We start from the raw sequence: 14,228 nt of genomic DNA on the forward strand, positions 1-14,228 counted from the left end.
GAGGGGTGGCGCCCCCAGGTGCGGGGACTGGCGTCCCGGTTCCACTGCCTCTGCCTGGACAACCGGGGGTTCGGGGCCAGCCAGCCGCTCGGTGAGGCGCTGACGTTGGAGCTGATGGCGCAGGACGTGCTCGCGTTGATGGACGCGCAGGGCTGGGCGAGCGCGCACGTGGTGGGGCACTCGCTGGGAGGGCTGGTGGCGCTGTATGTCGCCCGCCGGGCCCGGGAGCGGGTGCGCAGCCTGGCGTTGCTGTGCACGTTCGCGTCGGGCGCGGTGCCGACCCGGCTGACGCCGCGAATGCTCGCGATGGGGCTGCGGACGCGGCTGGGCACGCGGCGCATGCGGCGCCATGCGTTCCTGCGCATGGTGCTGGCCCCTGATGACCTGGCCCAGGTCGACAAGGACGCGCTCGCGGAACAACTGGCGGAGCTGTTCGGGCATGACCTGGCGGATCAACCGCCCGTGGCGATGCGACAGTTCCAGGCCATGCGCCGCGCGGACGCCACCCCGTTCCTCGCCGGGTTCGCGGGACTGCCGACCCTGGTGGTGAGCGCCACGCATGACCCCATCGCGCCGCCTGCCGCCGGACAGGCGTTGGCGGCGGGCATCCCGGGGGCCCGCTTCGTGGAGGTTCCCAATGCCTCCCACAGCATCACGTTGCGCCTGCCGGAGCAGCTCAACGCGCTCCTGCGAGAGCATCTGGACGGCGCGGAGGCCCGCGGTAGGCACGGGGTTTGATCAAGAATGGACACCCTTCGGAGGGGACTCCGCTAGGGCCTCTCCCTGATGCTCCCGGGTCGCAGGCCTCCGTCGGATGTCGGACGGGTGTATGTCTTTGGTGGAAGGCACATTGACTTGCATCGGTTGAACCTCTACTTCGCATCCGCCCGTTCCTGGTGAGCGGGCCTCTGGGGGGTTCAATCATGGTCAAGCAGTCCGCACCCGTCGTCAGTACGGTCGAAGGGCAGCTTCGAGGCATCGCGGAAGAGGGTGTGTTTGCCTTCAAGGGCATTCCCTACGCCCAGCCCCCCGTGGGGGACCTGCGCTGGCGCGCCCCCAAGGCCGTCACTCCCTGGAAGCACATCCGGGAGGCGACTGTCTTTGGCAATGCCTCCCTCCAGTCGCGCGAGGCCTGCATCGCGGGCGGCGGTGGCGACCCGGGCCCCATGGGCGAGGACTGCCTCTACCTCAACGTCTGGACGCCCCGCGTGGACGCCCAGGCGAAGCTCCCCGTCATCGTGTGGATCCACGGCGGCGCGTTCGTCATCGGCGCGGGGGGCCTGCCCCCGTATGACGGCGTGCCGCTGGCCTCGCGCGACGCCGTGTTCGTCACGCTGAACTACCGCCTGGGCCACCTGGGCTTCTTCGCCCATCCCGCCCTGGAGCAGGAGCGCAAGGAGGGCCCGGCGAACTTCGGCCTGTTGGATCAGCTCGCCGCGCTCCAGTGGGTGAACCGCAACATCGCGCGCTTCGGCGGGGACCCCGGCCGCGTCACCGTGGTGGGCCAGTCCGCCGGCGGCAAGAGCGTGCTGTCGCTGTTCTGCATGGAGGCGGCGCGCCCGTACTTCCACCGGGGCGTGGCGCTCAGCGTGTACGGACTGGACGAAATCCCCGTGGAGCAGGCGCTCCTGCGGGGCGAGGCCCTGACGCGAGGCATGGGCGTCCCGGATGGCGAGGCGACACCCGAGCGCCTGCGCAAGCTGCCCGCGGAGGACTTCTGGAAGCAGCCCGCGACGACGTCCACCGCGCCCGTGGCCATCTCCGGGGACTCCGTGCTGCCGCAGTCCATCCTGGCCACGTTCCAGGCGGAGCAGCAGGCGCGCGTGCCCCTCATCCTGGGGAGCACCAACGACGACGTCAGCGTGCTGGAGGCCTTCGGGCGCGACCCGATGGAGATCCTCCAGGCCCTGCGCGACAAGGGCGTCCCCATCAAGCTGCTCTACCCGGGCGTGAACGACGACGTGGAGCTGGCGCGCCAGGTGTGCCGCGACATCCTCTTCACCCTCATCCCCCGGCAGGTGGCGGACCTGCACGCGAAGGTGTCGCACGTGTGGCGCTGCTACTTCGAATACACCGCCACCCGGCTGCGCCCCGAGCGGCCCAACGGCGTCGGTCACGGCGAGGAGATTCCGTACTTCCTCGACACGGCGGCCCGGTGCCCTCCCACGCAGGCCGTCATCAGCGACGAGGACCGCTCCTACGCGCGCCAGGTGAGTGGCTGGCTCGTCGACTTCGCCAGGAGCGCGGTGCCCGCGCCCGCCAGCGAGTGGCCGCGCCATGAGAAGGGCTCCGACTTCCTGATGCGCGCGCAACAGCCGCCCAAGGTCGAGGAGAACTTCATGCTGCTGCGGCTCAACGCGTTCCTGCTCGCGAGCGCCATCATCAACGGCGCGGATTCCGCGCCCGCCCAGCGCACCGGTCGCTCCGGGACCGAGCAGCCCCGCGGCTCCAGGCCCGTGGGCACGCGCCCGTAGTCCACGGCCGCGCGAGATGGGATGACCGGCCCGTCCGTGGACGCTACGGACGGGCCCGGTAGCGCTCCACGGCGGCCAGGAGGACCTCCGTGCGCACGGGCTTGCCCAGCAGGCCCACCGTGCCGGGCAGGGGCGCCTGGAGGTCCGGATCCGCCGTCAGCGCCAGCACCGGCGGCCGTGGAGCGGGCTCCAGGGCCCGCAGCCGAGACAGGAACGCTTGGTCCTCCGGGTTGCGGAGCATCAGGCTCAACAGGACCAGACAGGGGCGCCGGGGCAGGCGGGTGAGCACCTCCAGGGCCTGCATGGCGGTCGCCACGGACAGCACGGTGTAACCCTCCAACACCAGGAGGGCCACCAGCGCCTCGCGCAGGTCGTCGTAGCCTTCAACGACGAGCACTGTCGATGGAGTGTCCAGGGCGTCCACTGTCAAACCTTATACCTCCCACCCCCAGCCTCCGCATCCCCGCCGGCTGATGGGAGGGCGCGGAAGGGGGACTGGCGGACATCCCGGCTCAGGCCTTGGCCTTGGGGCGCTGCTGCGGCTTGAGGATGACCTTGGTGTAGCCGTCCTTGCGGGCGTCGAACTTCCTGTACGCATCCGGCGCGTCGCTCAGCGGCAGCCGGTGGCTGACGATCATGCTCGGCTTCGCGCGGCCCGCGATGATGAGGTCGCGCAGGAAGTGGTTGTAGCGCTTCACCGGCGTCTGGCCGGTGCCCACGGTGATGCCCTTGTCGAACACCTTGGCCCACGGCAGCGGGTAGATGCCCTGCTTCGCGTTCTCGTCCGCTGCGCCGGGGTCGGGCGCCATGTAGACGCCGACGACGCCAATGGAGCCCGTGGTGTTCACCAGCTCCACCAGCTGCTCCAGCACCTGGGTGGGCTTCTCCTTGCCGCCGTGCGCGTCCGCGCCCCGGATGTCGCGGGACTGGTAGCCCACCGCGTCGATGCCGCACATCACGCCCAGCGACTTCTCCTCGCCCGGCCGCAGCGCGCCCATGATGAGCGGGTTGGCGCGGCGCAGGTCGATGATCTGCTTCACCGGGTCTCCCTTCGTGAAGTCGATGGGGATGGCGCCCATCTCCTTCACCTTGGCCAGGCGCTCCGGGACGCTGTCCACCACGTAGACCTCCGAAGCGCCGCGCAGGAGCGCGCAGTAGCCGGCGAGCAGGCCCACCGGCCCCGCGCCGAAGACGGCCACCGTGCTGCCGGGCTTCACGTTCGCCAGCTCGGTGCCGTGGTAGGCGGTCGGGAAGACGTCCGACAGGAGGAGGAAGTCGTCCTCCAGGTCGTCACCGGGCTGTCCGGGGAGCTTCAGGCAGTTGAAGTCCGCCCAGGGCACGCGCAAGAGCTCCGCCTGCCCGCCCCGGTACGGGCCCATGCCCGCGTAGCCGTAGCCGGCGTGGGGCGCTTCCGGGTTGGCGACGAGGCACGCCTCCGTGCGGCCGCGCACGCAGTCGAAGCAGGTGCCGCAGGCGATGTTGAAGGGCAGCACCACGCGGTCGCCCTTCTTGATGCCCACCACCCCGGGGCCCACCTGCTCCACGACGCCCATGTTCTCGTGGCCAAACACCTGGCCGGCCTTGGACGAGGTGCGACCCTCGTACATGTGCAAGTCGCTGCCACAGATGCCCGCGGAGGTGACGCGGATGATGGCGTCGGTGGTCGCTTCGACCTTGGGGTCCTCGACCTCTTCGACCTTCACCTGACTGGTCTGCTTGTAGACGACGGCGAGCATGAGCTTCTCCCTCGAGTGATGGGGCGGGCGACGAAACGCCCCCTCAAAAGTGGGATGGCGGGTGCCCGGGGGAAAGGGCCCCGGCGGACGTTGCGCACGCCCCCCGCAGGCGTGCGGGCCTAGTGGGCGAGCACGGGCGGCGCCTCCACCGGCGTCACCAGCGACAGGCGTTCCCAGGCGCGGCTGCGCCAGCGCAGCCACATGGCCAACCCGCGCGTCCACTCGTCCGCGGCCACCGCGAGCCACACGCCCGCGAGCCCCAGTTGGAGGTGGAAGACGAGGAAGTAGCCCAGCGGCAGGCTCATGCAGACCATGGAGCCCATCGCCATGTAGACGGGGAAGGTGGCGTCCCCGGCGGCTCTCAGCGCGTTCACCAGCACCAGGTTGAACGAGCGCCCCGTCTCCAGGATGAGGCTCAGCAGCAGCACCTGCGACGTCATCCGGAGGATGTCCCCGTCGTGGGTGAAGAGGCGGATGAGCGGCTCGCGGAAGACGATGGCCGTCAGGTCCACGGCCACGGTGATGCCGACGCTCCACTTGAGGCTCGTGAGCACGCGCGCGTACGCATCCGAGGAGCGGTTGGCGCCCACCAGCCTGCCGACGATGATGGACGTGCCCATCCCGATGGCGAGGCTGCACAGGAACACGTACTGCGACATCGCGTTGGCGTACTGCCGGGACGCGAGCGCCGTGGGGCCCAGGAACGTCACGTAGTACAGGAACACCGTCTGGCACGCGTGGTACGTCATCTGCTCCACCGCGGACGGCACGCCCACGCGCAGGATCTTCCGCACGTACTCGCCCGTCATCGCCACGAAGTCCCGGCGCTTCATGCGCACGTCCATCACGCGGTAGAGCAGCCAGCCGAAGACGCCCACCGCCAGGGCGCGGCTGAGCACGGTGGACATCGCCGCGCCTTCCACGCCCCGCGCCGTCACGCCGAAGTGCCCGAAGATGAGCACCCAGTTGCCCACGACGTGCACCACGTTCATGCCCATGGCCACGAACATGGACTGGCGCGTGAAGCCGTACGTGCGGATGAGGCTGGAGAAGACGTTGATGAGCGCCTGGAGGAAGAGGAACCCGCCCGCGATGTGCCAGTAGGTGCTCGCGTACGCCAGCGTCACCGGCTCCAGGTTCATCCGCCCGAGGATGGCATCGGCCGACAGCAGCAGCCCCGCGCTCACCGCGATGCCCAACACGAGGTTCATCGTCACGGCCTGGGCCGCGATTCGCGACGCCTCCGCGTTCCTCTTCGCGCCCAGGTACTGGGACACGACGATGGACGCGCCGTGGCTGACCACCTCCATGATGAGGATGCAGATGAAGACGTACTGGTTGACGACGCCCACCGCGGACACCGCGGCGTCGGACACGCCGCTGAGCATCAGCGTGTCCGCGGTGCCCATCAGCATGAAGAGGAAGATTTCGAAGAAGATGGGCCAGGTGAGCCGGAACAAGCCGGGCTCCTGGCGGGAGTTCGTCACGACTTCAGTGTGCATGGATGCGCCGCGTCAGAGTGGCTTCACTGTGCGCGCGCGACTTTTCGTTTTCAACCCGAAGCGAGCGCCGGCTGCCTGCCCGGCGCCCGGTTGGGGCTGCAAACGTCACGGAACGGCAACGTGTGACTTTTCCGCCTACGAAGAGGTCAGCCGGGTCACGGATTCCAGGAGGGCTTCGAGGGAGAAGGGCTTCTTGAGGAAGCCGGCCCAGCCCTGCTGCGCGGACTTCTCCCGGGGCGGCTGGATGGCGCTCATCACGAGGATGGGGAAGACGTGGCGCGGGTCCTTGCGGATGGCGTCGATGGTCTCATAGCCGTTCATCACCGGCATCATCACGTCGATGATGGCCAGGGCGGGCTTCAATTCCGTGAGCTTCTCCAGCGCCTCGCGGCCGTTGCCGCAGAGGATGACGCGGAAGTGCTCCTCTTCCAGGATGGCCTGGACGGCCTCCGCGATGTCCAGTTCGTCGTCCACCACGAGCACGGTCTTCATGTGCGACTCCGGCGGGAGGCGCTGGCGGGAGCCTTCTTCTGCGTGGCCTTCTTCTGCGCGGTCTTCTTCTTCGCGGTCCTGGGCTTCTTGCCCGCCGAGCCCAGGGGGGCCTTGAGCGCGGAGCGTGCCTTCGCGGGGGGGGCCGTCCCCGGCCCCGACGTCAGGCGCGCATGGCCGGTGAGGATGCTCTCCGCGCTCTCGAAGGTGTCCGCGACGGTGATGCCGTTCTCGGAGATGGAGAACTCGCGGATGCTGCTGTCGTAGGCGCTCTCGCGCATCTTCATGATGGAGAGCAGCCGGTAGAGCTGCGAGCGCAGCTCCACGTAGCGCACCAGGATGACGTTCTCCACGGTGGAGGCCGCCTCCGGCTGGGCCATCTCCACGCCGGGGCTGAACAGGGGCGTCTCATCCGAGTACAGCGTGGTGACGTCCATCATGCGCAGCTGATGCGTGAGCGCGGAGAAGAAGCGGCTCAGGCGGTCCGGGTACACGGCGGCGGAGCGGAAGCCGGACACCCCGTCGATGAACAGGCGCAGCCGGTCCACCTTGCGCTCCTCGATGCGCTCCAGGAGCCGCTCCGCCAGCGAGTCCATGTTGTGCTCCAGCGGCGGCTGCCACTGGATTTCGATGAGCCCCTCGTCCACGTACTTCTTGAAGTCGTGCATGCCCGTGCCCAGGGCCTTCTCGATGAGGCGGGGGGGCGTTTCATAGAAACCGAAGTAGACGCCCGGCTGGCCCGCCCTCGCGCCCTCCAGCAGGAAGCGCAGGCCCAGCAGCGTCTTGCCGGTGCCGGGCGCGCCCAGCAGCAGCGTGGTGGAGCCGGACAACACGCCCCCCTTCAGCGCGTCGTCCAGGCGGGGGATGCCGAAGGGCATGCGGATGCGGTCCTCGCGCCCTTTGGCCGCGGGGTGCGCGAACTGCACCTCCGTGCGCGGGTGGATGACCATGCCCTGGTCGGAGATCTCCACCTCGTGGCGGCCCAGGAGCGACGGCCCGCCCCGGAACTTGATGGCGATGAGCTCGCGCACCGCGCGCGGCCCGTGCAGCCACAGGGACAATTCGAAGATGCCGTCCACCGCGGTGTTCTCCGGGTGGATTTCACCTTCGTGGTGCGGCGCCAGCAGCAGCGTGGTGCAGCCCAGGATGTTGCAGAAGGTCTGCAGGTCCTGGAGGAAGCGCTTGAAGGACAGGTCCGAGCGGGCGAACTCCTTCGCCACGTCCATGCCGTCGATGATGAGCAGCGTCGCGCCATGCGGCTGGGCGTTCTTTCTCAGCAGCTCCAGCAGGCCCTTGAGGCCCTCCTTCTCCAGCTCGCGGTACGCGCTGAGGTACTGGAGGCGCTCCGGGATGACGCTGGGGTCGAAGAACGTCATCTGCGACAGGTTCTCCAGCATGCGCCCGTGGGACTCGGACAGGAGCGTGATGTAGAGGGCCTTGCCGCCATTGCGCACGTGCTGGAAGGCGATCTGGTTGGCCAGCACCGTCTTGCCTGAACCCGGCGGTCCGATGATGGCGTAGGACGAGCCCAGGATGAGGCCGCCCTTGGTGATGAAGTCCAGCCGGGGCACGTTGGTGACGAGCCGCTTCGCGGGGCTCCTGCCGTCCTTCGCTTGTGTGCCCTCGTCACTGTCCGCTGTGTTCGCCACGAAGAGTTCTCCTTGGATGCTCAGTACCGGCGGGTCAAATGCAGGGGCAGCCGCAGCTCGAAGCGCGCGCCCTGGCCCAGGGCGCTTCGCACGGTGAGGGTGCCTTCATGGGCGGTGGCGATGGCCAGGGACAGGTAGAGGCCCAGGCCCAGCCCGTCGAAGCGCTCGCCCGTCGTCACGCGCTCGAAGCGGCGGAAGATGCGCGCGTGGTCCTCCGGCGCGATGCCCACGCCCGCGTCCTCCACTGTCAGCACGGCGTGGTCGTCGCGCGTCTCCAGGCGCGCGTGCGCGGGCCGGCCCTCGCCGAACTTGATGGCGTTCGTCAGCAGGTGGGCCACGGCCTGGGAGAGCCGCTGCGCGTCCCCGAAGAGGACGACGGGCGCGTCGGGCAGCGTGGCGTCCAGGGCCACCCGCGCGCTGCGGGCCTGCGGCTGGAGCCGCTCCACCTGTTCGCGCACGAGCTGCGACAGGTCCACGGTCTCCATGTCCAGCTCCATGTCCCGGGTGGACAGGCGGGAGACATCCAGCAGGCTGTCCACCAGGTTCTGCAGGCGGGTGAGCTGGCGCACCGCGGGGGTGAGCCGCTTCTCCACGGGGCCGGTGGACACGGGGCCCTCCGCGTCGTTCACCACGAGCTGCACGGCGCGCTCCAGGTTGAGCCGCAGCACCGTCATGGGCGTCTTGAGCTCATGCGCCGCGATGCTAAGGAACCGGTCGCGGGCCCGCACGGCGTCCCGGGCGCGGGTCTGCAGGCGCAGCAGCGCTTCGATGTTGGCCAGCAGCTCGTCCTCCGCCAGGGGGCGGGTCCAGTACGCATCCGCGCCCTGCGCGAGCCCCTTCACGCGGTCCTCGCGCTGGATGGACACGGAGGACAGGTGCGCGATGAGCAGATCGCTCGTGGCCTCGTCCGCGCGCAGGCGGCGGCACACCTCGTAGCCGTCGATGTCCGGCATGTGCACGTCCAGCAGCACCAGGTCCGGCAGTCCCTGCGCGAGCGTCAGGGCCTCCTGGCCGCAGGTGGCTTCGAGCACGTGGTAGCCGCCCTGCCTGAGCGTGAGGCTCAAGAGGTACAGCGTCGCCGCGTCATCGTTGACGTTGAGGACGGTGAGCCGGGGACGGGCGCCCGGTTCTTGGAGGTCGGAGGTCTTCACGTGCCTGCGGTGTGCACGCAAAAAATGGTCGCGCGGGCGGCGAACGGAACCACCTGGCGCCCAAAAAGGTGGCGGGAGTGTGCACGGGGGTGTGGAGGGTGTTGGACTCCGAACGAAGCCCTCCCTGGGCGGGTTGTTTTTCCGTCAGGACGCCACCGAAACAAGCGACCAGGAGCGCAGGGCGCGGGTCATGCGGACCCCGCGCGGAAAGGCGATGGGACATGAAGGGCGTGGCAGGCGCGCTGTACGTGGACGATGGCGGAGCCGGGACGGGGACTCCGGTGGTGTTCGTGCACTCGCTCGCCGGGGACACGGAGCAGTGGTCCCGGCAGCTCGAGCACGTGCGGGCACGCCGTCGCGCGGTGGCCCTGGATCTGCGGGGGCATGGCCGCTCGACGCTGACGTCCGACGCGCGGGAGCTCACCATGGAGGACTTCGCCCGGGATCTGGACGCGGTGGTGGAGGGCCTGGGGCTGCCGCGCGTGGTGCTGGTGGGGCACAGCCTGGGCGGCGCGGTATGCGCGGCCTGGGCGGGCGCGCACCCGGAGCGCGTCGCGGGCCTGTTCCTCCTGGATCCCGCCTCCGACGGCCGCTCTGTTCCGAAGGAGCAGGCGCAGGGGATGATGGACGCGCTGGCCACCGACCACTGGAAGGATGCGGCGGGGGAGTACTGGCAGTCGCTGCTGACGGCATCCACCCCGGAGGTGCGCGAGCGGGTGATGGGGCAGTTGGGGCGCACCGCGCAGGGCGCGTTCCGCGGCGGCATGGGGGCGCTGCTGACGTTCGACCCGGAGTCGGCGCTGAAGCGCTACCCAGGGCCGGTGCTGTCCGTCATCACGCCGCTCAACGAGTCGCCCGGCGCGTACCACGTGCTCGTCCCGCGCGTGTGGTCCGAGAAGGTGACGGGCACGGGGCACTGGGTGCAGCTGGATGCGCCCGAGCAGGTGAACCGCCTGCTCGGTGCGTTCCTCGCGGCGCTGCCCTGAAAGCGGGCCGCGCTGCTCTCAGGGCATGACTTCCAGACGGAACTGCTGGCAGTCGTTGTTGGCCCAGACCCACTGCTGGAGCGCGGCGCCGTCGCCGGTGTTCCAGCAGTTGGCCACGTCCAGCACCTTGCCGCTGTGGCGGGCCTCGAAGCGGGAGAAGCCCCCGGTGGTGGCCACCGGCTTGAACTGCTGGTTCAGGCCCCCCGCCCAGGACCACTCCTGCACGCGCGCGCCGTCGGCCGCGGACGCGGCGTCCACGTCCACCACCTTGCCGCTGTAGCGCGACACGAGCCGCGAGTAGCCGCTGTCGGTGGCGACCAGGGACCACTGCTGGCTTGCGCCCGTGTGGCACGTCCACTGGTGCAGCCCGGTGCCATCCGCCGCGGACGGCCCGACGATGTCCAGGCACTTGCCGGTGGCCTTGTTCACGAGCCGGTACCACGGGCCCTGCGGGCTCGCGGTGCCGCCCCACTGAAAGGACGCCACCGAGCGCGGCGGCAGGCTGTACTCGAAGGCCTGCCCGGCCCAGCGGACCTTGAAGCCAAGCGTCGCGCCGTCGTTGGAGTTGAGCGCGACGAGCGCGTGCGAGCCGTCCGGGTTGCGGAAGGCGAGCGTCTCGATGTTGTTGTTGCCCAGCGACGTCGCGCCCACGCGCACCGCCCCCGGCCGCACCACCTTCGCCAGGTGCGCCCACGCGTAGTACTCCTCGTTGCGCGTGAAGGTGCCGTTGGCGTTGTTCACGGTGAACATGCCCCGGCAGTCCGCGCAGCCGCCCACGCGCGGCCCGTGGTTGGGGTCCAACGCGATGTTCCAGTACAGCGACGTGCGCGACCAGTTGCGCAGCGGACCGAAGAGGTTGTTCTGCAGCGCCCACTCCAGGTTGGCGGCGGCGTTCGTCGCCCAGAAGCCGCCGGTGCACTCGGTGAAGTGCACCTCCTTGTTGGGGTATGCATTCCGGAAGTCGGTCTGCACGGTGAAGCTGCCTTCGGGGCTCTCGTAGCAGTGGTACGCGGCGCCCGCGACGGCGTTCTGCGCCTGCCCGCCGTTGTAGGACATGACCTCATGCGGGAAGCCCGCGGGGCCGGAACCGTCATGCCAGTTGTGGTCCCACGCGAGCAGCTTCACGCCGCTGAAGCCCGCGGCGTTGAGCGCCGGGCGCAGGTGCTGCGCGGTGAAGATGGACTGGTCGTTGGACTCCATCTGCATCGTCGGATAGCTGCCGTTGGCGTTGTGCGGCTCGTTCTGGGTGCTGAACGCGTGGATGGGCACGCCGTGGGTGTTGTAGGCCTGGAGGAAGCGCACGAAGTAGCTGGCGTACGTGGCGTACAGGTCGTTGCGCAGGTAGCCGCCGCCCGTGAGCGAGTTGTTGAACTTCATCCACGCGGGCGCGCTCCACGGCACCGCGAAGATCTTCACCTCCGGGTTGATGGAGCGCGCCTGCTGGAGCAGCGGCAGGATGTACGCCGTGTCATGGCCCACGGAGAAGTCGTTCAGGTCACAGCAGGTGTCGTCGTAGGTGTAGTTGTTGCGTGAGAAGTCCGACGCGCCCATGGGCAGCCGGATGACGCTGTAGCCCGCGCCCGCGCCCACGCTGAACAGGTCGTTCATGATGGCCGTGCGCTGGGGCGAGTTGTAGATGAGCCACGCGGACGCATCCGTCAGCGCGCCGCCAAACCCGTCGATGGTCTGGTACGTCGCGGCGTCGTTCACGTCGATGGCCGTCGCCGTGCCGCTCTCCGCGCCGAACGTCTTGTTCGCCTCCGCGTTGAGCTTCTTCACCAGCGTGCTGCCCGACGTCGTCGTCAGCCACACCTTCACGGATTCGTTCGCCGCGAGCGCGGAGGGGGACGCGAACGTGGCGGCGGCCAGCAACAGACCACTCAGGGGGACACGGGACAGCCGGGGGCGCGACGGCACGAAAGACATGCGGGACTCTCCAACGACACGGGGGAAAGGCCCGGGAGAGTATTCAACTTTTGCGGCTATGACATGTTATTCGTGGATGGTTGGGTGGCGGACACGGGGCTCGCCGGAGCCTCCATGCGGCGGGCGGCGGCGCCGTGAAGGACGGACATCTGGCGCGCCAGTCGCTCCAGTTGGGACTGGAGCAGGGGGGCTTCCTGGCCCAGCGCGAGGCCCGGCCCGTCGGGCGTGGGGACGTTCCAGCCAATCAACGCATTGAAGGGGGGCAGGGCGCGGGGGGGACGGCCGTGGAGCACCGCGTCCGCCAGATCCTCCATCGCTTCGTCCATGGCGGCGGAGAAGCGGGCCAGGGCTTCGTGCACCGCGGGCGTGGAGGGCACGGAGCGGCGCGAGGCGAGCAGGGTGCAGACGGCGGCGAAGCGGCGGGTGAACGCGAGCAGCGTCATCAGCGGCTCCAGGGCCTCGGTGCTCCAGCGCGGTTCGCTGAGCAGCCGCTGGAAGGACGCCTCCGCGTTGATGGTGGCCAGCCCCAGCTTGCGGCGGGCCTCCGCGAGCGCCGGGGCCTGGGGGGGCTCACCCCGGCGCCACGCGGATGACAGCACGCCGAAGAACTCGCGGTCCGCGCGCAGGGCCTCCGCCATCTGCGCGGGGAAGCGCTCCTCCTCCGAGCGCTGCCACAGGAAGAAGGTGCCCGCGAGCGCGAGCGCGCCGCCGATGAGGGTGTTGACGATGCGCACCGGCGCGAGCGTCCAGTCCCCGCTGCCCAGCTCCGCGAGCAGCACGAAGGTGAGCGTGGCGAAGACGGTGAACAGCCCGTAGTTGAGCGGGATGAGGCTCACGCACAGCGCCGCCGTGCAGAACAAGAGCCCCATCATGATGCGCGGGTCCTGAAGCCAATACGACACGGCGATGGCGAGGATGCCACCCACCACCGTGCCCAGCACGCGTTGCAGGGCCTTGAGGAAGGTGGGCCCGGTGTACGGCTGCATGATGGTGAGGACGGTGATGGTGACCCAGTAGCTGTGGTTCGGCCGGAAGATGCTGGAGATCCACACCGCCGCGGTGGTGGTGAGGCCCACGCGCAGCGCGTGCCGCAGCACTTCCGAATCCAGCGTGAGGTGCGCTCTCAGCGGCTCCAGCAGGGAGGGGTGGGTCTCCTCGGCCAGCTCCCGCTTGGGCGGAGGCATGCCCGCCACCGGAGGCCCGGGCAGCCGGCACGCGGTGTCCAGCGCCACGTCCGCGCGCTCGCGCAATTCCGTGAGCAGCCGCGCCACATCCAGAAGCCGCGCCCGCTCCAGGCGGGTGAGCAGCCCGCGTGTGTCCAGGTCGGTGAGCGCGTCGCGCAGCGCGCGGCCATCCCACTCTGGCTGGGGCCTGCGGGTGCGGCCCTCCTGCTCCGTCAGCCGCACGAGGTCGCGCGCGGTGTGCGCGCAGTCCAGCAGGGCCACGACGACCGCGGCGCGAGGGTCTCCCACCGCGCTCACCGGAGGGCCCAGGCTCTCCAGGTCCTCCGCCAGGGCGATGAGCCCCATGAACATCGCGTCCGCGGCCTCCAGCAGCACCAGCAGCCGCTCCCCGCGACCGCGCTCGACGCGGCCCTGGCGCGTGGCGGTGAGCGTGGTGCGCGCAAGCTCCAGCGTCTCGCGGATGCGCCCGTGCTGCTCCTGGATGAGCAGCTGCCAGGAGTCCTCGCGCGCGCCCTGCGACACGCGCGACAGGGCCTCCGCGTAGTCCGCCACCGCGTCGAAGCACGCCGCCACCGCCTTGCGCGCGGGGCGGTACGGCCGGATGGGCCAGAGCACCAGCGACAGCACCATCGCCCAGGCCGCGCCGGCCAGCAGCATCGCGCCCGAAACCAGGGCGTGCATGGGGCCATCCCCGGGCAGCGCCACGGCGATGACGAAGGTGGTGGCGGCGATGTTGCCGGTGGTGTTCGCCGCGGCGCCGTACACGCCCGCGAAGCTCCACGCCGTCACCCACAGCAGGGTGAGGGGAATGGACAGCGAGGGGTACAGCCCCACGAGGCTGCCCACCGCCGCGGACACCGCCGCCGCCAGCGCCGTGCCGCCCATGGCGCGTGCGCGCGCGTGGTAGGAGCCGCCCTTGTCCACGAAGGACGTGTTGAAGCCGCCAATGGCGAGCCACAGCCCGCCCGGCAGGTTGAAGGCGGTGCCCACGACCATGGGGACGAAGATGGCGAGCGCGGCGCGCAGGCCCGCCTTCACCGCCGGCTTCACGGGGGCGAAGCGGGCCACGGCCTTGGCATGGTCCAGGAGCTGACGGCGAATCACCCGTTCCCCATAGAGCACCGGCCCCGG

At 70.0% G+C, this 14,228-nt stretch carries 11 protein-coding genes; 3 read left to right on the plus strand and 8 right to left on the minus strand.

Features of this window, described 5'->3' with window-relative positions; translation table 11 throughout:
• A partial coding sequence (locus D7Y13_RS08225) for an alpha/beta fold hydrolase (RefSeq protein ID WP_120630654.1) occupies window positions 1-738 on the plus strand: 738 nt, incomplete at its 5' end.
• A 185-nt stretch (window positions 739-923) separates the two neighbouring features.
• Complete coding sequence (locus D7Y13_RS08230) at window positions 924-2,474, plus strand: carboxylesterase/lipase family protein (protein WP_120584622.1); 1,551 nt, start codon at window positions 924-926, stop codon at window positions 2,472-2,474.
• A gap of 43 nt (window positions 2,475-2,517) precedes the next feature.
• Here D7Y13_RS08230 and D7Y13_RS08235 read toward each other — a convergent pair whose 3' ends face one another.
• From D7Y13_RS08235 to D7Y13_RS08260, 6 genes are all read right to left on the minus strand, one after another.
• Window positions 2,518-2,871: a response regulator gene (locus tag D7Y13_RS08235; RefSeq protein WP_158620420.1), complete on the minus strand. Its 354-nt coding sequence runs from the start codon at window positions 2,869-2,871 to the stop codon at window positions 2,518-2,520.
• A gap of 115 nt (window positions 2,872-2,986) precedes the next feature.
• Complete coding sequence (locus tag D7Y13_RS08240) at window positions 2,987-4,210, minus strand: glutathione-independent formaldehyde dehydrogenase (protein WP_120534997.1); 1,224 nt, start codon at window positions 4,208-4,210, stop codon at window positions 2,987-2,989.
• A 119-nt stretch (window positions 4,211-4,329) separates the two neighbouring features.
• Window positions 4,330-5,712, minus strand: coding sequence for an MATE family efflux transporter (locus D7Y13_RS08245; protein WP_120534996.1), 1,383 nt, complete (start codon window positions 5,710-5,712; stop codon window positions 4,330-4,332).
• Between the two features lie 135 nt (window positions 5,713-5,847).
• Window positions 5,848-6,204: a response regulator gene (locus tag D7Y13_RS08250; RefSeq protein WP_120534995.1), complete on the minus strand. Its 357-nt coding sequence runs from the start codon at window positions 6,202-6,204 to the stop codon at window positions 5,848-5,850.
• Entirely contained in the window at window positions 6,201-7,850 is a 1,650-nt protein-coding gene (locus D7Y13_RS08255; RefSeq protein ID WP_120584621.1) for an ATPase domain-containing protein, read from the minus strand. Before D7Y13_RS08255 ends, D7Y13_RS08250 begins: the two co-directional genes overlap by 4 nt.
• 20 nt (window positions 7,851-7,870) lie before the next feature.
• The gene (locus tag D7Y13_RS08260) at window positions 7,871-9,001 is read right to left on the minus strand and encodes an ATP-binding response regulator (RefSeq protein WP_120534993.1); all 1,131 of its coding nucleotides are present in this window, start codon (window positions 8,999-9,001) and stop codon (window positions 7,871-7,873) included.
• 221 nt (window positions 9,002-9,222) lie between these two features.
• Between D7Y13_RS08260 and D7Y13_RS08265 the strand changes: the two genes are divergently transcribed.
• Window positions 9,223-9,987 carry an alpha/beta fold hydrolase gene (locus D7Y13_RS08265; RefSeq protein WP_120534992.1) on the plus strand — a complete coding sequence of 255 codons (765 nt, stop codon included), beginning with the start codon at window positions 9,223-9,225 and terminating at the stop codon, window positions 9,985-9,987.
• A gap of 18 nt (window positions 9,988-10,005) precedes the next feature.
• Here the strand turns inward: D7Y13_RS08265 and D7Y13_RS08270 are convergent, their stop codons facing one another.
• Both D7Y13_RS08270 and D7Y13_RS08275 read right to left on the minus strand, forming a co-directional pair.
• Entirely contained in the window at window positions 10,006-11,913 is a 1,908-nt protein-coding gene (locus D7Y13_RS08270) for an RICIN domain-containing protein (RefSeq protein WP_120534991.1), read from the minus strand.
• Window positions 11,914-11,969: 56 nt separating this feature from the next.
• Window positions 11,970-14,201 (minus strand): FUSC family protein, encoded by a 2,232-nt coding sequence (locus D7Y13_RS08275; protein ID WP_233595728.1) that lies wholly within the window; start codon window positions 14,199-14,201, stop codon window positions 11,970-11,972.
• Between the last annotated feature and the right edge of the window lie 27 nt (window positions 14,202-14,228).

Source organism: Corallococcus praedator (assembly GCF_003612125.1).
Classification (GTDB): domain Bacteria; phylum Myxococcota; class Myxococcia; order Myxococcales; family Myxococcaceae; genus Corallococcus; species Corallococcus praedator.